We start from the raw sequence: 19,644 nt of genomic DNA, 5'->3' as shown, positions 1-19,644 counted from the left end.
GTTACCTCTAGTGTTAACTATTAGCGGGTGGGGTGTGAGTGCGTAAACGAATAACAAACTCAGGGCCAATATCCGCTAAGTTACTCACGCTCAGTTCGCCTTCAAAAGACTCGATTAAACGTTTAGATATTGCCATGCCTAAACCCAAGCCTTGCTTTTTAGTGGTAAAGAAGGGCTCAAAAATACGTTGAAGTTGCTCCTCACTGAGCATTGGGCCATTGTCCCAAATGGCAATGCATTGCCAACCTCCCTGCTGATATTGGCGAATGCCTAAGCGGGCATTTTGCATACCTTCTAGGGCATCGATGGCGTTATTGATCAGGTTAATGAGGACTTGTTCCAGCTGTATCGGTTCAGCTTTAACCCACTGTTCATCTTGGCCACTAAACTCAATTTTAATCCCGTTAGATACGATACGATTTGCTAGTATCGATAATGCAGCGTTAATTGATACCGCGCTAGATACTGCGCTGGTTTGCCCACTGGATTTACGCGAGAAAATTTTAAATTTGGCAATCATTTTGCTCATCATGGAGGTGAGCTTGATGATGTCTTGTAGGTTGTGGGTGACTTGCTGATGATTGTGCTTTTGTTGAAAACGCAGGGCGTTCTCTGCATAGCTCTGCATGGCAGTGAGAGGCTGATTTAGTTCATGATTAATACCAGCAGAGAGCTCGCCAAGCGTGGCTAGTTTGGCTGCTTGCACCAGTTCACCTTCGGTTTTCTTTAAGGTGTTAGCAGTACGTCGATAGTCATCAATGGCTTGCTGTAGTTGCTGGTTGCTTTGGGTGAGTTCGGTAGTACGCTGCTGCACACTTACCTCTAATTGTTGATTAGCTTGAGCTTGCATTAATCGGCTCAACTGAAGCTGGCGCCAATACAAATAAAGCAATACCCCACCTAGATAAAACAGTGAACTTAAAAACAGCGCCTCGGCAATCTCACCTTTATAACCACTGTCCTTGGACAAGGCATATAGCCGCCAGCCGGCAGTGGGGAGCACGCGGTTGGTACTAATATAATTAACCCGTTGCCCGCCATAATTGGGCAGATTAATACTATTCGGACGTAGGTCTTGCGCCATATTTGTTAGCTGGTGTTCGCCATATTGGCGAGAGTTGATCAGTTGTTGGCGCAAAGACTCAGGTAAGGCTTTAATACTGCTATACAGCCAGTGCGCTTTTGAGGCGTAAAACACCACTCCGTGTTTGTCGGTAAGCAGGTATTCAAAGTTAGGATCACGCCAGCTTTTATCAATGATGTTAAGCGCGACTTTTACCACTAGTACCCCAATAACTCGCTGTTGCAGCTTTACGGGGGCCGAAAAATAATAGCCGCGAATGCCCGAACGAGAGCCCAAAGCAAAGTACTGCCCATACTTACCTAAAATAGCGGTTTGAAAATAAGGCCGATAACTGTAGTTGCTGCCAACAAACGAGCGGGCACTTTGCCAGTTGCTGGAAGCTAAAGTCATGCCACTGGGGTCTAGCAAATAGGTAACGTCACTACCTTGCAACTCATTAATATGTTGTAGATAAAGATTGAGCGCGTGGCGGCGCTGGCTAGTGACGTTTAGACTTAGTGGCTCAATTAATTGCTGTTGAATCGCCAGTACTTTCGGAAAATTCCTGAATCTATCCAACTCATGTTGAATACTGCGTTGTAAGCGTTGGCTCTCTTCAAGTAATTGGCTTTGTTGCTGTTGCTTTGCTTGGTATTGCGCGGTGACACCGGCCAGTAACAAAAGTAGCAACCAACCCAGTACCAACAACAGCTTCTGCTTTAATGACATTTGGTTTTTTGAACGCTGTTCCATCGCGAACCAATTAAATAAGGCAATAAAATAAGCTTATATAACAATTGCAGATATTGCTGGTTGTTCAGTCACATAGTGTAAATTGTGAACGAATTTATCGATCTTAGCCGACCATATATTACCTACGGTTATAAAAAATCCCCTTTTATTCTTTATTGTCTTAGGGCGTGCTTGAGTAGACTAGCTGCAATTGTGAATCTAGGGTGCGATAAAATGCTGTTAAAGGAACTTTCGTCATTGGCTAGCCCATTGTCTGAGCAACAGGTTAGCCTGCTGCAACAGGCAACGGCTGAGCTGTCGGTAACTCAACTCGCTTGGGTAAGTGGTTACCTAGCGGGCGTAGGACAAAACGCGGGGCAATTAGCACCGCTTGCGCAAGCACAACCTGCGGGCAAACTAACTATTCTTTACGCTTCTCAAACGGGTAATGCTAAAGGGGTTGCAGAAGAGTTGCATGCTGCTGCTCAAGCTCAAGATATTAATGCTCAAGTTGTTAATGTGGCTGATTACAAAGCAAAAAGTCTGAAGAACGAAACTCACTTGCTGATTGTTGCCAGTACTAACGGTGAAGGCGAGCCGCCCGATGACGCGATTGAGTTCCATGAATTCTTGGCCTCTAAGAAAGCACCAAAACTAGATAACCTTAAGTACAGCGTATTGGCCTTAGGTGATTCAAGCTACGAGTTCTTCTGCCAAACCGGTAAAGACTTTGATGAGCGTTTAGCTGCTTTAGGCGCAGAGCGTGTATGTGAGCGTGTTGATTGTGATGTTGATTATGACAAAGACGCTGCCAGCTGGACTGAGCAAGCATTAGCCGAAGTTAAGCAAACCTTAAGCGCAGAAGCGACTGGCTCGGTGGTTAGCTTGCCGGTAAACGCTCCAGCAGCTAGTCAATACAATAAAAAGAACCCTTATGCTGCTGAATTGAGCTTAAGCCAGAAGATCACTGGTCGTGATTCAGCGAAAGATGTTCGCCATGTTGAAATTGATTTAGCTGATTCAGGCATTCAATACCAAGCCGGTGATGCTTTAGGTGTATGGTTTGAAAATGACCGCGAGTTAGTGGCCAAAATTATCGCGCGTTTAGGTCTAAAAGAAGACCAAACCGTTAGTATTGACGAGCAAGAATTTAGTTTAGCCGACGCACTAACTGAAAAGTTAGAAATTACTCAAACTAGTGGCGCCTTTGTTGAAGCTTGGGCTAATTGGTCTGCCAGCAAAAAGCTACAAACTGTGGTTGCCGATAAAGACAAACTGCGAGAGTACGCCGCTAATCATCAAGTGATTGATGTATTGCTAGAGAAAAAAGCCAAAGTGGCTGCACAAGATTTTGTTGATGCTTTGCGTAAAATTACTCCGCGACTTTACTCTATTGCCTCTGCACAAGCAGAAGTAGAAGAAGAGGTTCATTTAACGGTTGGTGTAGTGAGCTACCAACAAGGTGATGAACAGCGCTTGGGTGGGGCTTCTGGTTTCTTAGGTGCACGTGCTGAAGAAGGCGCTCAAGTTAAGGTATTTGTTGAGCATAACGACAACTTCCGCTTGCCAAGCAACCCTGATACGCCGGTAATTATGGTTGGTCCAGGTACGGGTATCGCGCCATTCCGCGCATTTATGCAACAGCGTGATGCCAGCGATGCTGAGGGCAAAAACTGGTTGTTCTTTGGTGACCAAACCTTTACTCAAGACTTCTTATATCAAACCGAATGGCAAGGCTACTTGAAATCAGGCTTGTTAAGTAAGTTAGACGTAGCATTCTCGCGTGATCAAGCGGAGAAAATCTATGTGCAAGATCGCCTAAGAGAAAATGCTGAAGAAGTTTTCCAATGGTTAGAAGAAGGTGCCCACCTATACATTTGTGGTGACGCAAACCGCATGGCGAAAGATGTTCACCAAGCCCTTATCGATATTATTGCTGAGCAAGGCAAACAAAGCCCTGAGCAAGCAGAAGAGTATTTAAAACAGTTACGCAGCGCTAAGCGTTACCAAAAGGATGTTTACTAATGAGTTCGGATCTAATTGTTGAAGGCAAGTTGTCAGATAATGAGCGCCTAAAGCGAGAGAGTAACTTCCTGCGAGGCACTATTGAAGCTGACCTAAGTGATCGAATCACTGGTGGATTTACAGCAGATAACTTTCAGTTAATTCGTTTCCACGGTATGTACCAGCAAGATGACCGTGATATTCGTGCCGAGCGAACCAAGCAAAAGCTAGAGCCGCTGCACAATGTAATGTTACGTGCGCGTATGCCAGGTGGGATTATTCAGCCTAAGCAGTGGTTGGCCATTGATAAGTTTGCTACCGACCACACTATGTATGGCAGTATTCGTTTAACCACGCGTCAAACTTTCCAGTTTCACGGTGTGTTAAAGCCAAACATTAAATTAATGCACCAAACACTTAACAGTATTGGCATTGATTCTATTGCAACCGCCGGTGATGTTAACCGAAACGTATTATGTACCAGTAATCCGGTTGAATCTGAACTGCACCAAGAAGCTTACGAGTGGGCTACGAAAATCAGTGAGCACTTATTACCTAAAACTCGCGCCTACGCCGAGATTTGGCTAGATGGTGAAAAGGTTGAAGGTGGTGAAGAAGAGCCGATTTTAGGTTCAAACTACTTACCACGTAAGTTTAAAACCACGGTAGTGATCCCGCCTCATAATGACATTGACGTACACGCTAATGACCTTAATTTTGTCGCGATTGCTGATAACGGCAAGTTAGTAGGTTTTAACGTATTGGTAGGCGGCGGCCTAGCGATGACTCACGGTGATAAGTCTACTTACCCGCGTCGCGCCGATGACTTTGGTTTTGTTCCTCTTGATAAAACCTTAGATGTGGCTGCGGCAGTGGTAACTACGCAGCGCGATTGGGGTAACCGAGTTAACCGCAAAAATGCTAAAACCAAATACACGCTTGACCGTGTGGGTAGCGATACCTTTAAGCAAGAAGTTGAAAAGCGTGCTGGCATTAATTTCGAAGCAAGTCGCCCCTACGAGTTTACCTCTCGGGGTGATCGTATTGGTTGGGTTGAAGGTATTGATGGTAAGTACCACTTAACAGTGTTTATTGAAAATGGCCGCTTGCTAGATTACCCAGAAAAGGCCTTGAAAACCGGCGTTGCCAAAATTGCTGAAATTCACAAAGGTGATTTCCGCATGACCGCCAATCAAAACTTAGTGATTGCTGGTGTGCCTGCGAAAGACAAAGCCAAAATAGAAAAGCTTGCACGTGAACATGGCTTAATTAATGATAGCCACAGTGCCCAGCGTGTAAACTCGATGGCTTGCGTGGCATTTCCAACTTGCCCGTTAGCAATGGCAGAAGCAGAGCGCTACTTGCCTGGCTTAGTGGACGATGTTGAGCAGCTATTGGCTAAACATGCCATGAACGATGAGCACATTATTTTGCGAGTAACTGGTTGTCCTAACGGTTGTGGCCGCGCAATGCTTGCCGAAGCAGGCTTGGTGGGCAAAGGACCAGGCAAGTACAACTTATATCTAGGTGGTAACCAAAGCGGAACACGTATTCCAAAACTCTATTTAGAGGGTATTGGTGAGCAAGAAATCTTGTCTGAATTAGACGGTTTAATTGCTCGCTGGGCTAAAGAGCGTGAGCAAGATGAAGCTTTTGGTGACTTTGTAATTCGTGCTGGAATTGTCGCTGAAGTAAAAGTAAGCGTTAGGGATTTTCATGACTAGCTTAGATTTGGAGCAACTTCAGTCGCTCCCAGTTGAGTTAAGAAATGCCGAGTTATCTTCATTAAACAATGAACTTGAGTCGATGACTGCACAACAACGTGCAGCTTGGGCCCTAGAGAACTTGCCGCAGCAAGTGGTATTGACCTCTAGCTTTGGCATTCAAGCAGCGGTTAGTTTGCATCTTTTGACGCAAATCAAGCCCGATATTCCGGTAATACTTACCGATACTGGCTACTTGTTTCCTGAAACATATCGTTTTATTGACGAGCTAACTGAACGCCTAAACCTGAACTTGCAGGTATATCAGTCGAATCAGTCTAACGCCTGGCAAGAAGCGCGTTTTGGCAAGCTTTGGGAGCAAGGTGTTGAAGGCTTAAAGCAATACAACACCTTGAATAAAGTTGAGCCTATGCAGCGCGCTTTTAAAGAGCTAGACGTTAAGAGCTGGTTCTCGGGTTTGCGTCGCAGTCAGTCGTCTTCTCGTTCAGACTTACCGGTGCTGCAAATACAAAACGGTGCCTTCAAAATATTACCCATTATCGATTGGAGTAATAAAGATGTGCACTACTACTTAAAAGAGCACAACTTGCCTTATCATCCTTTGTGGGAGCAAGGTTATGTGTCGGTGGGAGACGTGCAAACGTCACAGCCACTGCAAGCGGGAATGAGTGAAGAAGATACTCGCTTCTTTGGTTTGAAGCGAGAATGTGGTTTACACGAAGAAGTGGCTGGCAGCGGTATTTAAAGTTGCCAGAGTTAAACAAAAACGCGGCTTTAGCCGCGTTTTTTGATCTTGGCTTAGTGCAGCTCAAAATAGCTATGTAATAGTTGCTCTAAATGCTCTTGATAAGAAGCAATAGGCTGTGTGGTAATCAGTTTAGCTAGCTCATCACCAATGGGAGTGAAGCGATGGTAAAGCAGTCGAGAGCCCTTAAAGCGCGGCTTTAAGGCATAGTGGGCTTGCCCGTGTCTTAATGGCGTTTCATGATGCGCAGAGGGGCGGATTTCAAGCTCTCGGTCAAATATTAAGCCTAAGTCAGTGAGCTGTAGAATATGGTGGTAAGGCATGCGGTGCTGGCCAAGCGAAATTTTATCTATTTTTGCTCTTACCAAGCCTAAGTTACTGGCAGGCCTTGCCACACCAGTGAGTATTTTGTTGTTGGATTCACCACCAAGCACAGAGCTTAATTCGCAAGCCGTTTGAAACCACATTGCCTCGCGCTGAGTCATAAGCTTAAGAGTGCGTAAGGCCTTTACTGAAAAACTGCCTGGCGTCGCAAGTTCTTGGCTAAGAATGTCGGCCCATAACATTTGCATTGATTTAACTTGAGTATTGCTCGCTAGTTGCAAAAATTCCGTCATCCAATCGGCGTCGGGTTCACTGCCCACATCTTGTTCGCTAGTTTTTTGTGCTGCAAAGTAAAAAATATTTTCTAGATTTTTTTGCTGAGTGGCTAGCTCAACGGTAACCCTGGCTTGGGCTCGCTGTGACCAAGTAGACGCTGCTTTTTCTTTATGTAGCAAAGCATCTAAACCACGCCGCTTGGCTATTTTGGCTAGTTGCAGCTTGCTGTTCTCAACTTGGCTATTTTTGTTCTCAGTGATCGACTTATCTGACATGAAATGCTCCTCGCTGCCTCATTTTTACTGAGGATTCATTAATAAAGCAAGTTTGCATTCATTGTTAAAAGTGTTAAATTTAGGTTAACTGGTGAAAAAAGGGGGGTGGTTGTGTTAAAAAACCTTACCGTATGGACTAAACGACATAAAGTACTAACCGTGTTAATGAGCGCTTATGTGCTTAGCTTGTTGGTGCTAATGACCATGTTTGAATAGGCGTAAATAGCTTACGCCTATTCAATTTGCCGGCATGTTGTTTAGATATTAGCCTTGATTAATCCTATCACCTGCTCGATTTCTTGCTGATTCAACTCGCCATCCTTGGCAAATAATACAGTTCCTCCAGCATCGAGTAAAATGATTGCTGAAGACTTCGCTTTGATTTTCCAAAGCTCAAATAGCTCACCTTCTTTATCCAAAACAAAGCTGGCTTGTGGAAAGGTTTTTTTGTTCTTTTTGAGTTTATTTTTAACAAATCCCGAGGTACCAAAAATAGCGTCATCTAGGTTAACGATTGTCACCGTCTGGTATACATCATCGCTAAGCTTGGCTTGTTTTACCGCTTCGATCATCGGCGCATTTAGCTCTTTGGCGCTGGTTCGGCCAGCCATTGCTTGAATCAGCCTTACCTTGCCATTTAATTGCTGAGTGTTCCAGGCGCTGTAACTAATGTCATCACCAGCGAGCTGCAATTCGCCAGCGTTGTTAATGTCAATGCTTGGTAGATTGCCGCCAGTGTTTATATTAAGCGCCATAGCCCATGCTGGTAGTAGAATTAAAAGTAGTAATAGATGTTTCACGTGATGATCCCTTATATTTGGCTGAGTTTTTCAGGTCAGACCTGTGTGAAACATTTATAACAAAAAATCAACAATCTTTAATAGAGAGCATCACTGATCAATTGCACTTCTGCGAGCAGCATCTCTTTTATCAGTTCTGAAGAGCCTGAAACAAGGGTGTGGGCACTATCACCAATAATTATCGTTGGCCCTTCAATGCCACTGTTGGCATCAATGGTTAGCCAAGCGGGCGAGGCGCTTCCAACACTGTCGGCGGGATACACCATGTACAGTGGATAGTTAGGAGCCAGTTCGCTTAATACTAGCGCGAGTAATAAGGCGCGTTCATCGCTATCGGCTCGGTTGTCTTTTAATACATCAACCGGAGTAGTAAAGCTGTAATTGTTCTCCTGTTTGCTGGGGATAGTAAGCAACCAAGCTTGAGCCTCTGCTAGAGAGCGATTTAAATCTCCCTGCTGGGTGAAGTGCTCAACAATTGGATTCACACGGTCACGGTTTTGATAAAACAATTGCGAATAATTTGGCCGAACACAGGGATACTGAGCACCTTGTGGGTGCAGGCATGGCAGTAGACCTAGGTGGCGAAAAGCATCGTGAGTGTATTGTTCATAGGCATCCCACAGCATTTTTGAAGAAGGGCTGTCGCTGTCAGAGCGCAGCGCTTGGAGGATGTCATCTAAACGGGTTTCGGGGTCGTCTACATATTGATTTATCATTGCCACAGCATGTTCCAAGCGCGGGCCTAGATAAGCACTAATGGCTTGGGAGGGGTAAGTTAGGCTGTAACTGAGTCGAAAGGTTTCAACTTCTGACTGATGAACTAAATCTTCAGAAAATTGCAGTTTGAGTTGTTGAAACTGACCTTGAGTGTCTGACCATTGCCATTCACCATAAAATGAATTGTCATTGATTTGCTGATTGGCGGTAATGCTAAGAGACTGATTACTATAAAGTAAGGCGCTTAATAGAAGCATGCCTAGTGCAACAGTTCGACTCATAATCGCCTCTCAGTGCTAATTAGCTATACCTTAAGTAAATAGCACTGATTGGCGAGTTTGCTAAATTTTGTTAACGATTTGTTACTCTGGGCAGGTGCCTTTTTGGTAAGTGCTTAACTCTGGATCACCACAGGCTGAGCAAGCATTGCCATATTCTTTCAACTCACCGTTTACTTCGCCGCAAACTGGATCGTATTCCATGGTACAAACCTGTGGGCGAGGCTCCTCACAGCTTCCATCCGCTTTGAGCGTAGACTCTGGGGCTTGGCTACAGGCTATTAGAATTAATGAAAAAAATGCGATAACAACGTGCTTAATCATGAGCAATCACCTAAACTTTTAAAGGCTTTAGATTGTAGATGATCAACTTATGAAACGTCGACTAAAATGCGCTTTTATTACTATGTTTCTATTGGCTTTTTCGGCTGTTGCTGGGCCGATTATTGTACAAAAAAGTTCAGACCCAAATAAAGTTGATGCCTTTGAGTTAAAAAAAGAATTACTCGAGCAACATATGTGGCAGGAGCAAATGCGCAGTGAAGCCCAGCTTCAATGGCTAAGAGAGTTGCCGGTAGGCTGTGTTTTTACTGCAGTGGGCGACTATCAATGTGGCTTAAACTGGTATCGACCTTATCGTTATCAGCAACAACAGTTGTATATTCATATCCCTGACCCTGAAACCTCTCGCAGAAATACACATTAGCTTCAATAATTTGTGGCGTTAAGTGCTATTCTAAGCGCTGGTTTTTGCTTTCAAACATGTTTTATTTATGCATATTCATATTTTAGGTATTTGTGGCACTTTTATGGGTGGATTGGCAATGCTCGCGCGCGAGTCGGGCATGCGTGTAACGGGTAGTGACTTAAATGTATACCCGCCAATGAGCACGCAATTGGAGTCTTTAGGAATTGAGCTAATCAAAGGCTACGACCCATCACAATTAGATCCAGCGCCCGATTTAGTGGTGATAGGTAATGCCATGAGTCGTGGTAATCCCTGTGTAGAATATGTGCTCGATAAAGGCCTTAAATACTGCTCTGGTCCTGAGTGGCTTAAACAGTATATCTTGCCCGAGAAATGGGTATTGGCAGTGGCAGGAACACATGGGAAAACCACTACCGCGAGTATGCTAGCGTGGATATTGGAAGATAACGATATGTCACCCGGTTACCTTATTGGTGGTGTTCCACGTAATTTTTCTGGCTCTGCTCGTTTAGGTGATACGCCGTTTTTTGTGGTTGAAGCTGACGAGTATGACAGTGCCTTTTTCGATAAACGTTCTAAGTTTGTTCACTACCAACCACGAACTTTAGTTTTGAACAATTTAGAATATGATCATGCAGACATATTTGACGACTTGGCTGCAATTCAAAAGCAGTTTCATCACTTAATGAGAATAGTGCCAGCTTCTGGCCGAGTTATCGCGCCAAAAAATAATGAAGCAATTCAGCAGGTTATTAAGCAAGGTTGTTGGTCTGATCTGGAGCAAACTGGAAAGGGTGAAGCGTGGCAGTGGCACGCTAATAAAAGTGATTGTAGCGAGCTGGATATAGTATTAAATGGTCAACCCCAAGGTATTTTAAGTTGGGATTTAATTGGTCAGCACAATGCTGAGAACGCCTTAATGGCAATAGCCGCAGCTCGTCATGTTGGGGTTTTGCCTAGCCTTGCCATTAACAGTTTGCAGAAATTCTTACCGCCAAAACGACGCCTAGAGTTGCTCGCTGAGAATAATGGTACGCGTTTATTTGACGATTTTGCCCACCACCCCAGTGCAATTGGCAGTACCCTCGATGGATTACGCGCTCAAGTTGGCAAGCAGAGGATTATTGCTATTCTTGAAGCGCGTTCCAACACCATGAAAATGGGTGTGCATCAAGAGCGCTTGGCTGAAAGTTTACAGGTGGCCGACATGGTCTTTCTGTATCAGCCGGATGAAAATAACCAATATATTGCCAATACCGCCGCAAAGCTTAAGCATGCTCAGGTAGCAACTAGTGTTAATGACATTGTTGAGCTGGTGGCTGAAGTATTAACTGAAGGCGACCAAGTATTGGTAATGAGTAACGGTGGGTTTGAAGGAATACACGCTAAGCTTAGCGAGGTAATTAAGCATTAAAAAAGGGCCCTTAGGGCCCTTGCTACTTACTTACCCGGTGGGCGTAGTAGTGACAATACAAAGTCATTCAAGAAATCTACAACTTCTTGGCGCTCTGGGCTGTCAGGTCGATTAATCATTTGTACAGCTAGGTACAATCCTGCGTTAACCGCTTGAGCAGCTTGTAAAGCATTAAGTGCGCTACTGATTTCTTGGCTATCGAAGCCAGATTGAATGCTTTCACCAATTTGTTGGTTGATTTTAGCCATTACAGCGCTAAAGCGTGGCCATACGTCTTCACGTACTGAAGAGCTCCACTCTAGCCAAATGTGAGTTACATCTGAGTTGCTGTAAGCAAGTTCTACCAAAGCTGACAAGTGATGCTGAATGGCAGCAATCGCATTTTCGTCAGTAGGGTAAGTTTGTTCAACCAGACCTAACATGGTTTGTTCTACCTCTGATAGAACAGCATCAACGAGGTCTTCGCGGGTATTAAAGTAGTTAAATACGGTTGCTACCGATACGTTTGCTAATTCAGCGATTTCGGCGTGACCTGCACGACCAATACCACGACGGGCAAAGATTTCAACAGCGCATTGCATGAGCTGCTTACGGCGAACTTCCGGCGACAGCCGGGTACGGCGTCTTAAGGTGCTAGTTTGCATAGTTTGTTCTCGCGTTTGTTATTTCATTTATTATTTTTTATGAGGCATTTCTTGTTTACCATTTCGGATAAAAATCATCTAAAATGTGTCGTTCAGTGAAAAAGAACTGACGACATGCGAATGCCTTTCAATTAAATCATAGTGTATTTACAAGCTAATTAATAGCTATTGATATAAACAACTAATAATTTGTTTGTTAATTTATTGATAATTCGTATATTTGTTTTTCTTTTCTCATTCATGCTAGGTAAGTTTTTGCTGAGATACTCAGCCAATTGATAGGTCGACATTATGAAACATCGCGTAGAAGAAATGATCAGCGAGCAGGAAATTGCTCAACGAGTAGCAGAAATAGGTAAAGAGATTGAACAAAAGTTCTCTTCTGACCGTAAATTGGTACTGGTTGGCTTATTGCGTGGCTCTTGCATTTTTCTGTCTGATTTGGCGCGTAAAATTGATCGTAGCTTAACGCTCGATTTCATGACGGTATCCAGCTATGGCAGTAGTATGGTAAGTACCCGAGATGTTCGTGTACTAAAAGATTTAGATGATGATATTAAAGGCTGTGACGTGATCATTGTTGAAGATATCATCGATACAGGTAATACCTTAAGTAAAGTAAGAGAGATGTTGTCGCTGCGTGAACCGCACAGTGTATCTATTTGTACTTTGTTGGATAAGCCCTCACGTCGCGAAGTTGAAGTACCGGTTGATTGGGCTGGTTTTAGTATTCCTGACGAATTTGTAATTGGTTATGGCCTTGATTTTGACCAGTACTACCGCAATCTACCCTATGTGGGCAAAGTGATACCGCTAGACTAAGTGGTTAATCATTGGGCCCTAAGGGCCCATTTTTATTGTTAATTTAAGTTGTGATTATGCAGGCGTTAGCGATTCAAGGTTTGAAGAAAACCTACCCCGGTGGGGTGCAAGCGGTAAAAGGCTTCGATTTGGTAGTTGAGCAAGGTGATTTCTTTGCGTTGTTAGGCCCAAATGGAGCGGGTAAGTCGACCTCGATTGGGGTGATTACCTCTTTGGTAAATAAGTCTGCTGGCTCGGTTAAGATTTTTGGGCATGACATTGATACCGATTTGGAAGCGGCCAAGTCTTATGTTGGCCTTGTTCCCCAAGAGTTTAACTTCAACCAATTTGAAACAGTGTTGCAAATTGTGGTGAATCAAGCAGGTTACTATGGCGTGCCGCGGCCTCTTGCTATGCAGCGCGCAGAAAAGTACCTCGCCCAATTGGATTTGTGGGAAAAGCGCAATGCTCGAGCGCGCGAATTATCCGGTGGCATGAAGCGCCGATTGATGATTGCGCGTGCTTTAATGCATGAGCCAAAGTTGCTTATCTTGGATGAGCCTACCGCTGGGGTAGACATAGAGTTACGTCGTTCAATGTGGGACTTCTTAAAACAGCTTAATAGCCAAGGCATAACCATTATTTTAACTACTCACTACTTAGAAGAAGCTGAAATGCTGTGCCGCAATATCGGTATTATTGATAAGGGTGAACTGGTAGAAAACACTTCAATGAAGCAGCTTCTCTCGAAGTTAAACCTAGAAACCTTTATTTTTGATATTGAAAGCCGCCAGCAAGCAGTGGAGCTAGCGGGTTTTGAGTCACGCTTAGTTGACGACCACACCTTGGAAGTTGATGTAGAAAAAAGCCAAGGCTTAAATGCGGTGTTTCGCTTGCTGGATGAAACCGGGGTGGTGGTTCATAGCATGCGCAATAAAGCCAACCGTTTAGAAGAATTGTTTGTGACCCTAGTGGCTCAAGGGAGGCAAGCATGAAGCTCGCATTGTACGGCACGGCACTAAAAAGCATTTTAAGCAAAGAGATCATTCGCTTTGGGCGCATTTGGGTGCAAACCTTGGTACCGCCTGCCATTACCATGAGCCTGTATTTTGTTATTTTTGGTAACCTGATTGGTTCGCGAATTGGCCAAATGGGTGGCTATAGCTACATGGAATTTATTGTTCCAGGTTTGATTATGATGTCGGTGATTACCAACTCATACTCTAATGTAGCGTCTTCGTTTTTTAGCTGTAAGTTTCAGCGAAACATCGAAGAGTTACTGGTAGCCCCAGTGCCTAACTACATCATTATTTTTGGTTTTGTTGGTGGTGGTGTTGCTCGCGGCTTATGTGTTGGCTTTATTGTAACAATGGTATCGCTATTCTTTGTTCCTCTGCAGTTACACAGCGTTGTCGCGATTATGCTCACGGTGTTGTTAACCTCAATATTGTTTGCATTAGGTGGGCTTATTAACGCGATTTACGCCAACACCTTTGATGACATTAGCATAATCCCTACCTTTATCTTAACGCCACTTACTTACTTGGGAGGAGTATTCTATTCAATTAGTTTACTGCCTGAGTTTTGGCAAGGGGTCTCCCAAATCAACCCGATTGTTTACATGGTTAACGCCTTTCGGTTTGGCTTCTTGGGCATAAGCGATGTATCGCTGTATTTATCATTTAGCATGATCTTGGGCTTCATTGCCATTTTGTATGCTTGGGCGTATATCTTAATCAAACGTGGTTATGGGTTGAGAGCGTAATGGAAGGCAACTCTCGTAGCGTTAGCTCTAACCAGCAAGGTATTCACGAAAACTTAAACAAGGTGGTACAGCGCCACCTTGATGAAGAGTTCAAAAAGCCTTATCGCCAGCATACTCTAGAAGCATTTTTGCAGTTAGAAAAGCAGGTAGAGGTGGCGGCGCGACCTCTAGTGTTTGATTCTTGCTGTGGCACAGGTGTTAGCACCGCGGCCTTAGCTGAGCTGCATCCAGATGCGCTGGTCATTGGTATGGACAAATCGGCCCACCGTTTAACTAAGCACCAGGCGCATTTTGACCAAGCGGGGCAAAACTACTTGTTATTGCAAGTGGATTTAAACGATTTTTGGCGTTTGGCCGTGGAAGCTGGGTGGCAGCCTAGTCATCATTACATCTTGTACCCGAATCCTTGGCCAAAGTCGCGACACTTGCAGCGTCGTTGGCACGGTAGTGCCGTGTTCCCTTATTTGCTTAAGCTTGGTGGGCAACTCGAACTGCGCAGTAACTGGCAAACTTACTTGGAAGAGTTTCAAGTAGCGCTAGAATTAGCTGGCCATTCAAGCCAGCTAAATAGCTTTAAAACCGATACACCAATTACTGCTTTTGAACGTAAGTATCAAAACAGTGGCCAGCAACTTTGGCAGCTGCGTAGCCACTTAGCTTAGCTAATGCTTAGCGTGTTGTTGCGCTTCCAAATGGGCTATTCCAGCATCAAATAGTTGGTATAGCCCTTCCAGTACTTTACTCGCCTGCTGAAAATACTCATTCACCGAAATAGTCGGCTGAGGTTTGTTGATCAACTCGACCTCTATGGTATCAAGTAGCTGTTCCAACAAGGGCTGATAAGCCGGGTCATTGGGAATAAAGCTGTGAGCAAAATGGTTGAGTGATTGCGAATCAATTTGGGCAATTTTGTTGTGCAAGAAGGCCAAACGGATCCGCTCAACACTGCTGCTTTGTTTGGCGGCTGCCAAACCGCTGCCTAGCGCCCTTACTTGACCAATTGATTCAGCTGTTTCCAACAGTTCAAACCACAAAAAGTCGATGTTTTTATGTTGCTTGCTTAGGCTAGATAAGCAGTAAAAACTGGCTAGGTCTTGTGACAAAAACAGCAAGTTTTTGATCATCAAACTGTGTTGAGCAATATTGTTTTCTAAGTTATTGCTTGGCCAATTTTGCTGTAGCCTTGGCCAGTGTTGATTAAAGCTATCCCAGCGAGCTTGGCGCGATACAAAGCTGTCTTCGCTTAAACTGAGGTGAGCGCTTACAATTTGCTTTTGTTGCGCATTTAATGCGGCAGATTGCTGTTGGTCGCCATTTAGAATGGCACAACTTAGGCCGCGATGTTTTTGCAGCGATACCACTAGGTTTTTTAGTAGCTTTAAGGCTGCAAGGCCAGCGTACTGCTGCTGAGTACGGCGCTTGGCTAATAACCAAGAGATAGCAATTGATATTAGCAGTAGGCTAATTACGCTAGTGGCAATAATAACGCTAGTATTCATATTACGCTCCTTGCTGACTTAACACGCTAAGGTGTTTGGCAATGTCGGCGCTTTGCTCGGCACTGGCGGTGTTCTCTCGGGCGGAGTCTGCTACTTGGTTGATGTGAGCAGAAAGCTCGATAGTTGCCGCGTGTTGTTGTTCACTGTTGCTCGCTATCATTTCTGTTTGGGCTTGAAGCTCTTGGTTTTTGGTGTAAATCAGCTTAAGTTGCTGGCGTGAATTATCCACAGTGTCTTGAATCTCTTGAGCTTGGGTGGTTAGTTGAGTGATGTGCTCGAGCACTTCATTAATGTTGCGTTGTACTTCACGCATACTGTCGCTGATTTCGTTGGCAGATTGATGACTGCGGTTAGCAAGGTTTCTAACTTCATTAGCTACAATGGCAAAGCCGCGACCATGCTCACCTGCACGAGCGGCTTCGATGGAGGCGTTAAGTGCCAATAAATTAGTTTGTTCGGCTATTTCTTCAATGGTTTTTGAAATGCTGCTTACGGTGTTCGATTTTTGGTGTAATTGGGTGACCTTCTCAAGGCTAACTTCACCTTTAGCCACCATTTTTTCGGTACCCTGCTGAGCGACTAAGGCGGCCTCTTGGCCCAGCTCAGAGAAGCGTTTGGCTTCAAAGCTGGCTTCTGCCACCAGCTTAACTTGCTCGGCAACATCTTTAATGCTTTCACTCATTTCTACCACTGCGCTGGCAGAGGCTTGGCTAGCATCTGCTTGCTGAACGGCGCCAGAGGCCACCGACTGAGCCTGTAATGACAGTTCTTTTGAGCAGTGACTGATTTCGTCTAAGGCATCTTGCTGTTCTAATACTCGGCGTTGCTGTTCTCTTAGCAGTTCGAGTTGCTGGTGGCGAGTATCTTGGAATAGGTAGCTGGCTAAGCCTTTGCTATGTACCTTGTCTGGCTGCTCAATTTGTTGCATTAACAGTTTGAGCACACTTAAGGTGAGGCCACTTAAACACAAGCTTAAACAGACTAAAGCGAGGTTAGCGAGGCTTTGCTGCTGTTGTAGGTCAATAATGCTCAATCCTATAAGCACTAAAAAACCAAACAGAAAGCTATAAAAAATAGTGGCTGCACTACGCATTTAAACTCCTTTATACGTATTCGCATATTTACTTATTAGGAGTCAAAGCAAAGACTGTTCCCTTTTGAGTGTTTTGTTTAAAAGAGTCGCTGGTGGCCAGTTGGGTGAGTTGTAATATTTGCTGATGATAGTGGCGCAGTTGGCTTAGGTTTTGACAGTGAGCAAGCGCTTGCCAATACAATACAATCTGTTCAACCTTGGCGCAGTAGCGGTAGTTGTTTTGAGCTTGTAGTAACACCATTATTTCTTCTATTTGCTCTTTGGTACCGTCTAGCTCCGCTGGAGAAAACAGTGGGTCTGAGAGCTTCTGAGCCTGCATGCGCCAATGTCTTCTTGTCATATGATTGAGCGATTGAAGCAGTTGTGTATGTTCAATCTGTTGTTGATTATCAGCTCGACGATGGCTTGATACTATTGATGGAATAGGTATTAATGCTAAGACAAATAACACCAGCAATACCAGATAAATACTTAGCACGACCGCTCCCTGCGCTACAAACTTTAATCTTTAGTTCTTTACAGCAAAAAACAAACCAAAGCTTTCGTAAGTCCTTAATAAGGCAAACTTATCGCTAGTTTTGATTTTATTGTTGGAGAGATATTTTGGTGGTGTTGCAATGAGGTTAAATGTAAGGGTTTATTTGCTGTTTTATGACAAAAGGTACAAAAATGGCGCACGTAGATGGTGCGCCATTTTAAAGCCTGCACAGCTTTGGTGCTAAGCTAATTGAACTGGAATATCTTTGCTGGTTCTAACGATATCGTTGTTCTCGTTTAGGTAAACCAAAGAAGGTTTATGAGACTTAGCTTCTTCGTTGCTCATACCAACATAAGCACAAATAATGACTCGGTCGCCCACGGCTGCGCGACGTGCTGCTGCGCCATTTACTGAGATGATTTTTGAGCCGCGTTCACCAGAGATTGCGTAAGTAGAAAAACGCTCGCCATTCTCAATATTATAGATATCAATTTTCTCGTATTCGAGAATACCTGCTTGATCCAAAACATCCTGGTCGATAGCACAAGAGCCTTCATAGTTGAGCTCTGCATGGGTTACGCGTGCTTGGTGAAGTTTGCCTTTTAGCATAGTGGTTTGCATTGACGTTCTCTCTTTTAATCGACGAAATTAGTGTAGTTCAATCACGCAGTTATCTATTAGCCTTACTTCTCCGAGGAAGGCGGCCATTAGAATAACAGCAGAGCGAGATTGGGGGGATAGGGGGCTTAGGCTTTCGGCGTCTACGATATCGATACCGTCGCACTTAAATCCGTTGTTTTCCAGCGTTTGTTGGGCTGCTTTGCTAAGTTCAGCTTGATTGCTGTGGCTTAGCTGTGATGCGATGTTCCTCATCTCTTTTGCTAATAGTGGCGCGGTTTGCAGTTGCTCGGCACTTAAGCGGTTGTTGCGAGAGCTCATGGCTAAACCACTCGCTTCTCTTACCGTAGCAAGGCCAATAATTTCAATTGGCAGTAACAGGTCTGTAGTCATCTTGCGAATAAGAGCGAGCTGCTGATAATCTTTTTCGCCAAATACTGCCAAATGTGGCTGCACGAGATTAAACAGTTTACAAACCACAGTCGAGACGCCGTCAAAATGACCAGGACGTAATTCGCCTTCCAGAATGTCTGAAAGAACAGGCACTGTTACTTTAGTCTCTGCTTCCAAACCATTTGGGTAAAGCTCTTCAGCACTAGGGGTAAATACAAAATCAGCACCGGCTTGATTTAGCGCCGTAATATCTTGTTCTAGGGTGCGAGGGTAGTTGGCTAAATCACTACTGTTGTTAAATTGCAGCGGATTAACAAAAATAGACACCACCACTACATCGCAGCTTTTTTGGGCTTCCTTAACCAGCGCAATGTGGCCAGCATGCAGATTGCCCATGGTGGGAACAAAGCCAATTTTTCGACCTTTTAGGCGTGCGGCATCTAGGGCCGAGCGTAATTCACTCGGCTGTTCTACAACTTTAAGCATTAACTGAAACTCTGCGCTTCACCTGGGAACTCACCTGAAGCAACTTGCTCTAAATAGAGACTAATTGCACCGCGAATATCGCCGGTTTCAGCTAAGAAGTTTTTAGAAAACTTAGGAATGTGGCCTTTGCTAATGCCAAAAGCATCATGCATTACGAGGATTTGGCCATCGGTTACGTTACCTGCGCCAATGCCAATTACCGGAATGCTTAAGGCTTCCGTGATGAGTTTAGCGAGTTCAGTGGGAATACATTCTAATACCAACAATTGAACACCGGCTGCTTCTAGTTGCTTAGCATGCTGCAACATCTCTTGAGCTTGTTGCTCGCCACGTCCTTGAACTTTATAACCACCAAACAAATGCACTGATTGAGGCGTTAAACCAAGGTGACCACATACTGGAACGCCGCGCTCGACCAAGCCTTTAATGGTAGGGCTTAACCATTCTCCACCTTCTACTTTTACCATTTGCGCACCGGCTTGCATAAGCTTGGCGGCGTTTTGGTAAGTTTGCTCTGGAGTGGCGTAAGACATAAAAGGCATGTCGGCTACGATCATTGTTTTTTCGGTGCCACGAGCAACACAGCGAGTATGGTAGGCAATATCATCAATGCTTACTGCCAAGGTATCTTTGTGACCTTGCAGCACCATGCCTAGTGAATCACCAATTAACAGCATATGCATGCCTAACTCATCAAACAATGCTGCAAAGCTCGCATCGTAAGCGGTGATACAGGAGAATTTCTCGTTGTTTTGTTTAAACTTTTGTAAGTGAGAAACTGTAAATCTGCTCATAGTTCGTTACCG

21 protein-coding genes are annotated in these 19,644 nt (G+C 44.4%); 9 read left to right on the top strand and 12 right to left on the bottom strand.

Annotated elements, in window-relative coordinates; translation table 11 throughout:
- Positions 1-13 precede the first annotated feature (13 nt).
- Entirely contained in the window at positions 14-1,816 is a 1,803-nt protein-coding gene (locus K5609_RS18280; protein ID WP_221074885.1) for a sensor histidine kinase, read from the bottom strand.
- Positions 1,817-2,029: 213 nt separating this feature from the next.
- Between K5609_RS18280 and K5609_RS18275 the strand changes: the two genes are divergently transcribed.
- From K5609_RS18275 to K5609_RS18265, 3 genes are read left to right on the top strand one after another with little or no spacing between them, the layout of a single operon-like run.
- Positions 2,030-3,820: an assimilatory sulfite reductase (NADPH) flavoprotein subunit gene (locus K5609_RS18275; RefSeq protein WP_221074884.1), complete on the top strand. Its 1,791-nt coding sequence runs from the start codon at positions 2,030-2,032 to the stop codon at positions 3,818-3,820.
- Entirely contained in the window at positions 3,820-5,523 is a 1,704-nt protein-coding gene (gene cysI, locus K5609_RS18270) for an assimilatory sulfite reductase (NADPH) hemoprotein subunit (protein WP_221074883.1), read from the top strand. Before K5609_RS18275 ends, cysI begins: the two co-directional genes overlap by 1 nt.
- Positions 5,516-6,268: a phosphoadenylyl-sulfate reductase gene (locus K5609_RS18265; RefSeq protein WP_221074882.1), complete on the top strand. Its 753-nt coding sequence runs from the start codon at positions 5,516-5,518 to the stop codon at positions 6,266-6,268. The genes cysI and K5609_RS18265 overlap by 8 nt, the downstream gene beginning before the upstream one ends.
- A gap of 53 nt (positions 6,269-6,321) precedes the next feature.
- On the opposite strand, the gene K5609_RS18260 is transcribed toward K5609_RS18265, so the two are convergent.
- The 4 genes from K5609_RS18260 to K5609_RS18245 form a co-directional block, all read right to left on the bottom strand.
- Positions 6,322-7,143: a TIGR03899 family protein gene (locus K5609_RS18260; protein ID WP_221074881.1), complete on the bottom strand. Its 822-nt coding sequence runs from the start codon at positions 7,141-7,143 to the stop codon at positions 6,322-6,324.
- A 257-nt stretch (positions 7,144-7,400) separates the two neighbouring features.
- Positions 7,401-7,943, bottom strand: coding sequence for a YtfJ family protein (locus K5609_RS18255; protein ID WP_221074880.1), 543 nt, complete (start codon positions 7,941-7,943; stop codon positions 7,401-7,403).
- 77 nt (positions 7,944-8,020) lie between these two features.
- Positions 8,021-8,941: a hypothetical protein gene (locus K5609_RS18250; protein WP_221074879.1), complete on the bottom strand. Its 921-nt coding sequence runs from the start codon at positions 8,939-8,941 to the stop codon at positions 8,021-8,023.
- A gap of 81 nt (positions 8,942-9,022) precedes the next feature.
- Positions 9,023-9,262 carry a Kazal-type serine protease inhibitor family protein gene (locus tag K5609_RS18245; protein ID WP_221074878.1) on the bottom strand — a complete coding sequence of 80 codons (240 nt, stop codon included), beginning with the start codon at positions 9,260-9,262 and terminating at the stop codon, positions 9,023-9,025.
- Positions 9,263-9,311: 49 nt separating this feature from the next.
- On the opposite strand from K5609_RS18245, the gene K5609_RS18240 reads away from it, so the two are divergent.
- A complete protein-coding gene (locus tag K5609_RS18240; RefSeq protein WP_221074877.1) occupies positions 9,312-9,644 on the top strand; it encodes a hypothetical protein in 333 nt (110 codons plus the stop codon).
- Between the two features lie 67 nt (positions 9,645-9,711).
- On the top strand, positions 9,712-11,061 hold the full coding sequence (gene mpl / locus K5609_RS18235; RefSeq protein WP_221074876.1) for a UDP-N-acetylmuramate:L-alanyl-gamma-D-glutamyl-meso-diaminopimelate ligase: 1,350 nt from the start codon (positions 9,712-9,714) through the stop codon (positions 11,059-11,061).
- Between the two features lie 26 nt (positions 11,062-11,087).
- Here mpl and K5609_RS18230 read toward each other — a convergent pair whose 3' ends face one another.
- Positions 11,088-11,705: a TetR/AcrR family transcriptional regulator gene (locus K5609_RS18230; RefSeq protein ID WP_221074875.1), complete on the bottom strand. Its 618-nt coding sequence runs from the start codon at positions 11,703-11,705 to the stop codon at positions 11,088-11,090.
- Between the two features lie 291 nt (positions 11,706-11,996).
- Between K5609_RS18230 and hpt the strand changes: the two genes are divergently transcribed.
- The 4 genes from hpt to trmB are packed head-to-tail and all read left to right on the top strand — an operon-like array spanning position 11,997 to position 14,933.
- A complete protein-coding gene (gene hpt, locus K5609_RS18225) occupies positions 11,997-12,527 on the top strand; it encodes a hypoxanthine phosphoribosyltransferase (protein WP_221074874.1) in 531 nt (176 codons plus the stop codon).
- A gap of 56 nt (positions 12,528-12,583) precedes the next feature.
- Complete coding sequence (locus K5609_RS18220; RefSeq protein ID WP_016403575.1) at positions 12,584-13,501, top strand: ABC transporter ATP-binding protein; 918 nt, start codon at positions 12,584-12,586, stop codon at positions 13,499-13,501.
- Positions 13,498-14,271 carry an ABC transporter permease gene (locus K5609_RS18215; protein WP_221074873.1) on the top strand — a complete coding sequence of 258 codons (774 nt, stop codon included), beginning with the start codon at positions 13,498-13,500 and terminating at the stop codon, positions 14,269-14,271. The genes K5609_RS18220 and K5609_RS18215 overlap by 4 nt, the downstream gene beginning before the upstream one ends.
- Positions 14,271-14,933, top strand: a complete 663-nt coding sequence (trmB, locus tag K5609_RS18210; RefSeq protein ID WP_221074872.1) for a tRNA (guanine(46)-N(7))-methyltransferase TrmB — start codon at positions 14,271-14,273, stop codon at positions 14,931-14,933. The genes K5609_RS18215 and trmB overlap by 1 nt, the downstream gene beginning before the upstream one ends.
- Here trmB and K5609_RS18205 read toward each other — a convergent pair whose 3' ends face one another.
- From K5609_RS18205 to panB, 6 genes are all read right to left on the bottom strand, one after another.
- Positions 14,934-15,770 carry a nitrate- and nitrite sensing domain-containing protein gene (locus K5609_RS18205; protein WP_221074871.1) on the bottom strand — a complete coding sequence of 279 codons (837 nt, stop codon included), beginning with the start codon at positions 15,768-15,770 and terminating at the stop codon, positions 14,934-14,936.
- 1 nt (position 15,771) lies between these two features.
- Entirely contained in the window at positions 15,772-16,863 is a 1,092-nt protein-coding gene (locus K5609_RS18200) for a methyl-accepting chemotaxis protein (protein ID WP_152785938.1), read from the bottom strand.
- A gap of 28 nt (positions 16,864-16,891) precedes the next feature.
- Positions 16,892-17,341: a hypothetical protein gene (locus K5609_RS18195; protein ID WP_221074870.1), complete on the bottom strand. Its 450-nt coding sequence runs from the start codon at positions 17,339-17,341 to the stop codon at positions 16,892-16,894.
- 240 nt (positions 17,342-17,581) lie between these two features.
- Positions 17,582-17,962 (bottom strand): aspartate 1-decarboxylase, encoded by a 381-nt coding sequence (gene panD, locus K5609_RS18190; protein ID WP_016403581.1) that lies wholly within the window; start codon positions 17,960-17,962, stop codon positions 17,582-17,584.
- A 27-nt stretch (positions 17,963-17,989) separates the two neighbouring features.
- The gene (panC, locus tag K5609_RS18185) at positions 17,990-18,838 is read right to left on the bottom strand and encodes a pantoate--beta-alanine ligase (RefSeq protein ID WP_221074869.1); all 849 of its coding nucleotides are present in this window, start codon (positions 18,836-18,838) and stop codon (positions 17,990-17,992) included.
- The gene (gene panB, locus K5609_RS18180) at positions 18,838-19,632 is read right to left on the bottom strand and encodes a 3-methyl-2-oxobutanoate hydroxymethyltransferase (protein ID WP_016403583.1); all 795 of its coding nucleotides are present in this window, start codon (positions 19,630-19,632) and stop codon (positions 18,838-18,840) included. The genes panC and panB overlap by 1 nt, the downstream gene beginning before the upstream one ends.
- Positions 19,633-19,644: the final 12 nt, after the last annotated feature.

Origin of the sequence: Agarivorans aestuarii (assembly GCF_019670125.1) — a bacterium.
GTDB lineage: Bacteria > Pseudomonadota > Gammaproteobacteria > Enterobacterales > Celerinatantimonadaceae > Agarivorans > Agarivorans aestuarii.
Note: the sequence above shows the minus strand (reverse complement) of the source record. Positions and strands in the feature narration are given on the sequence as shown.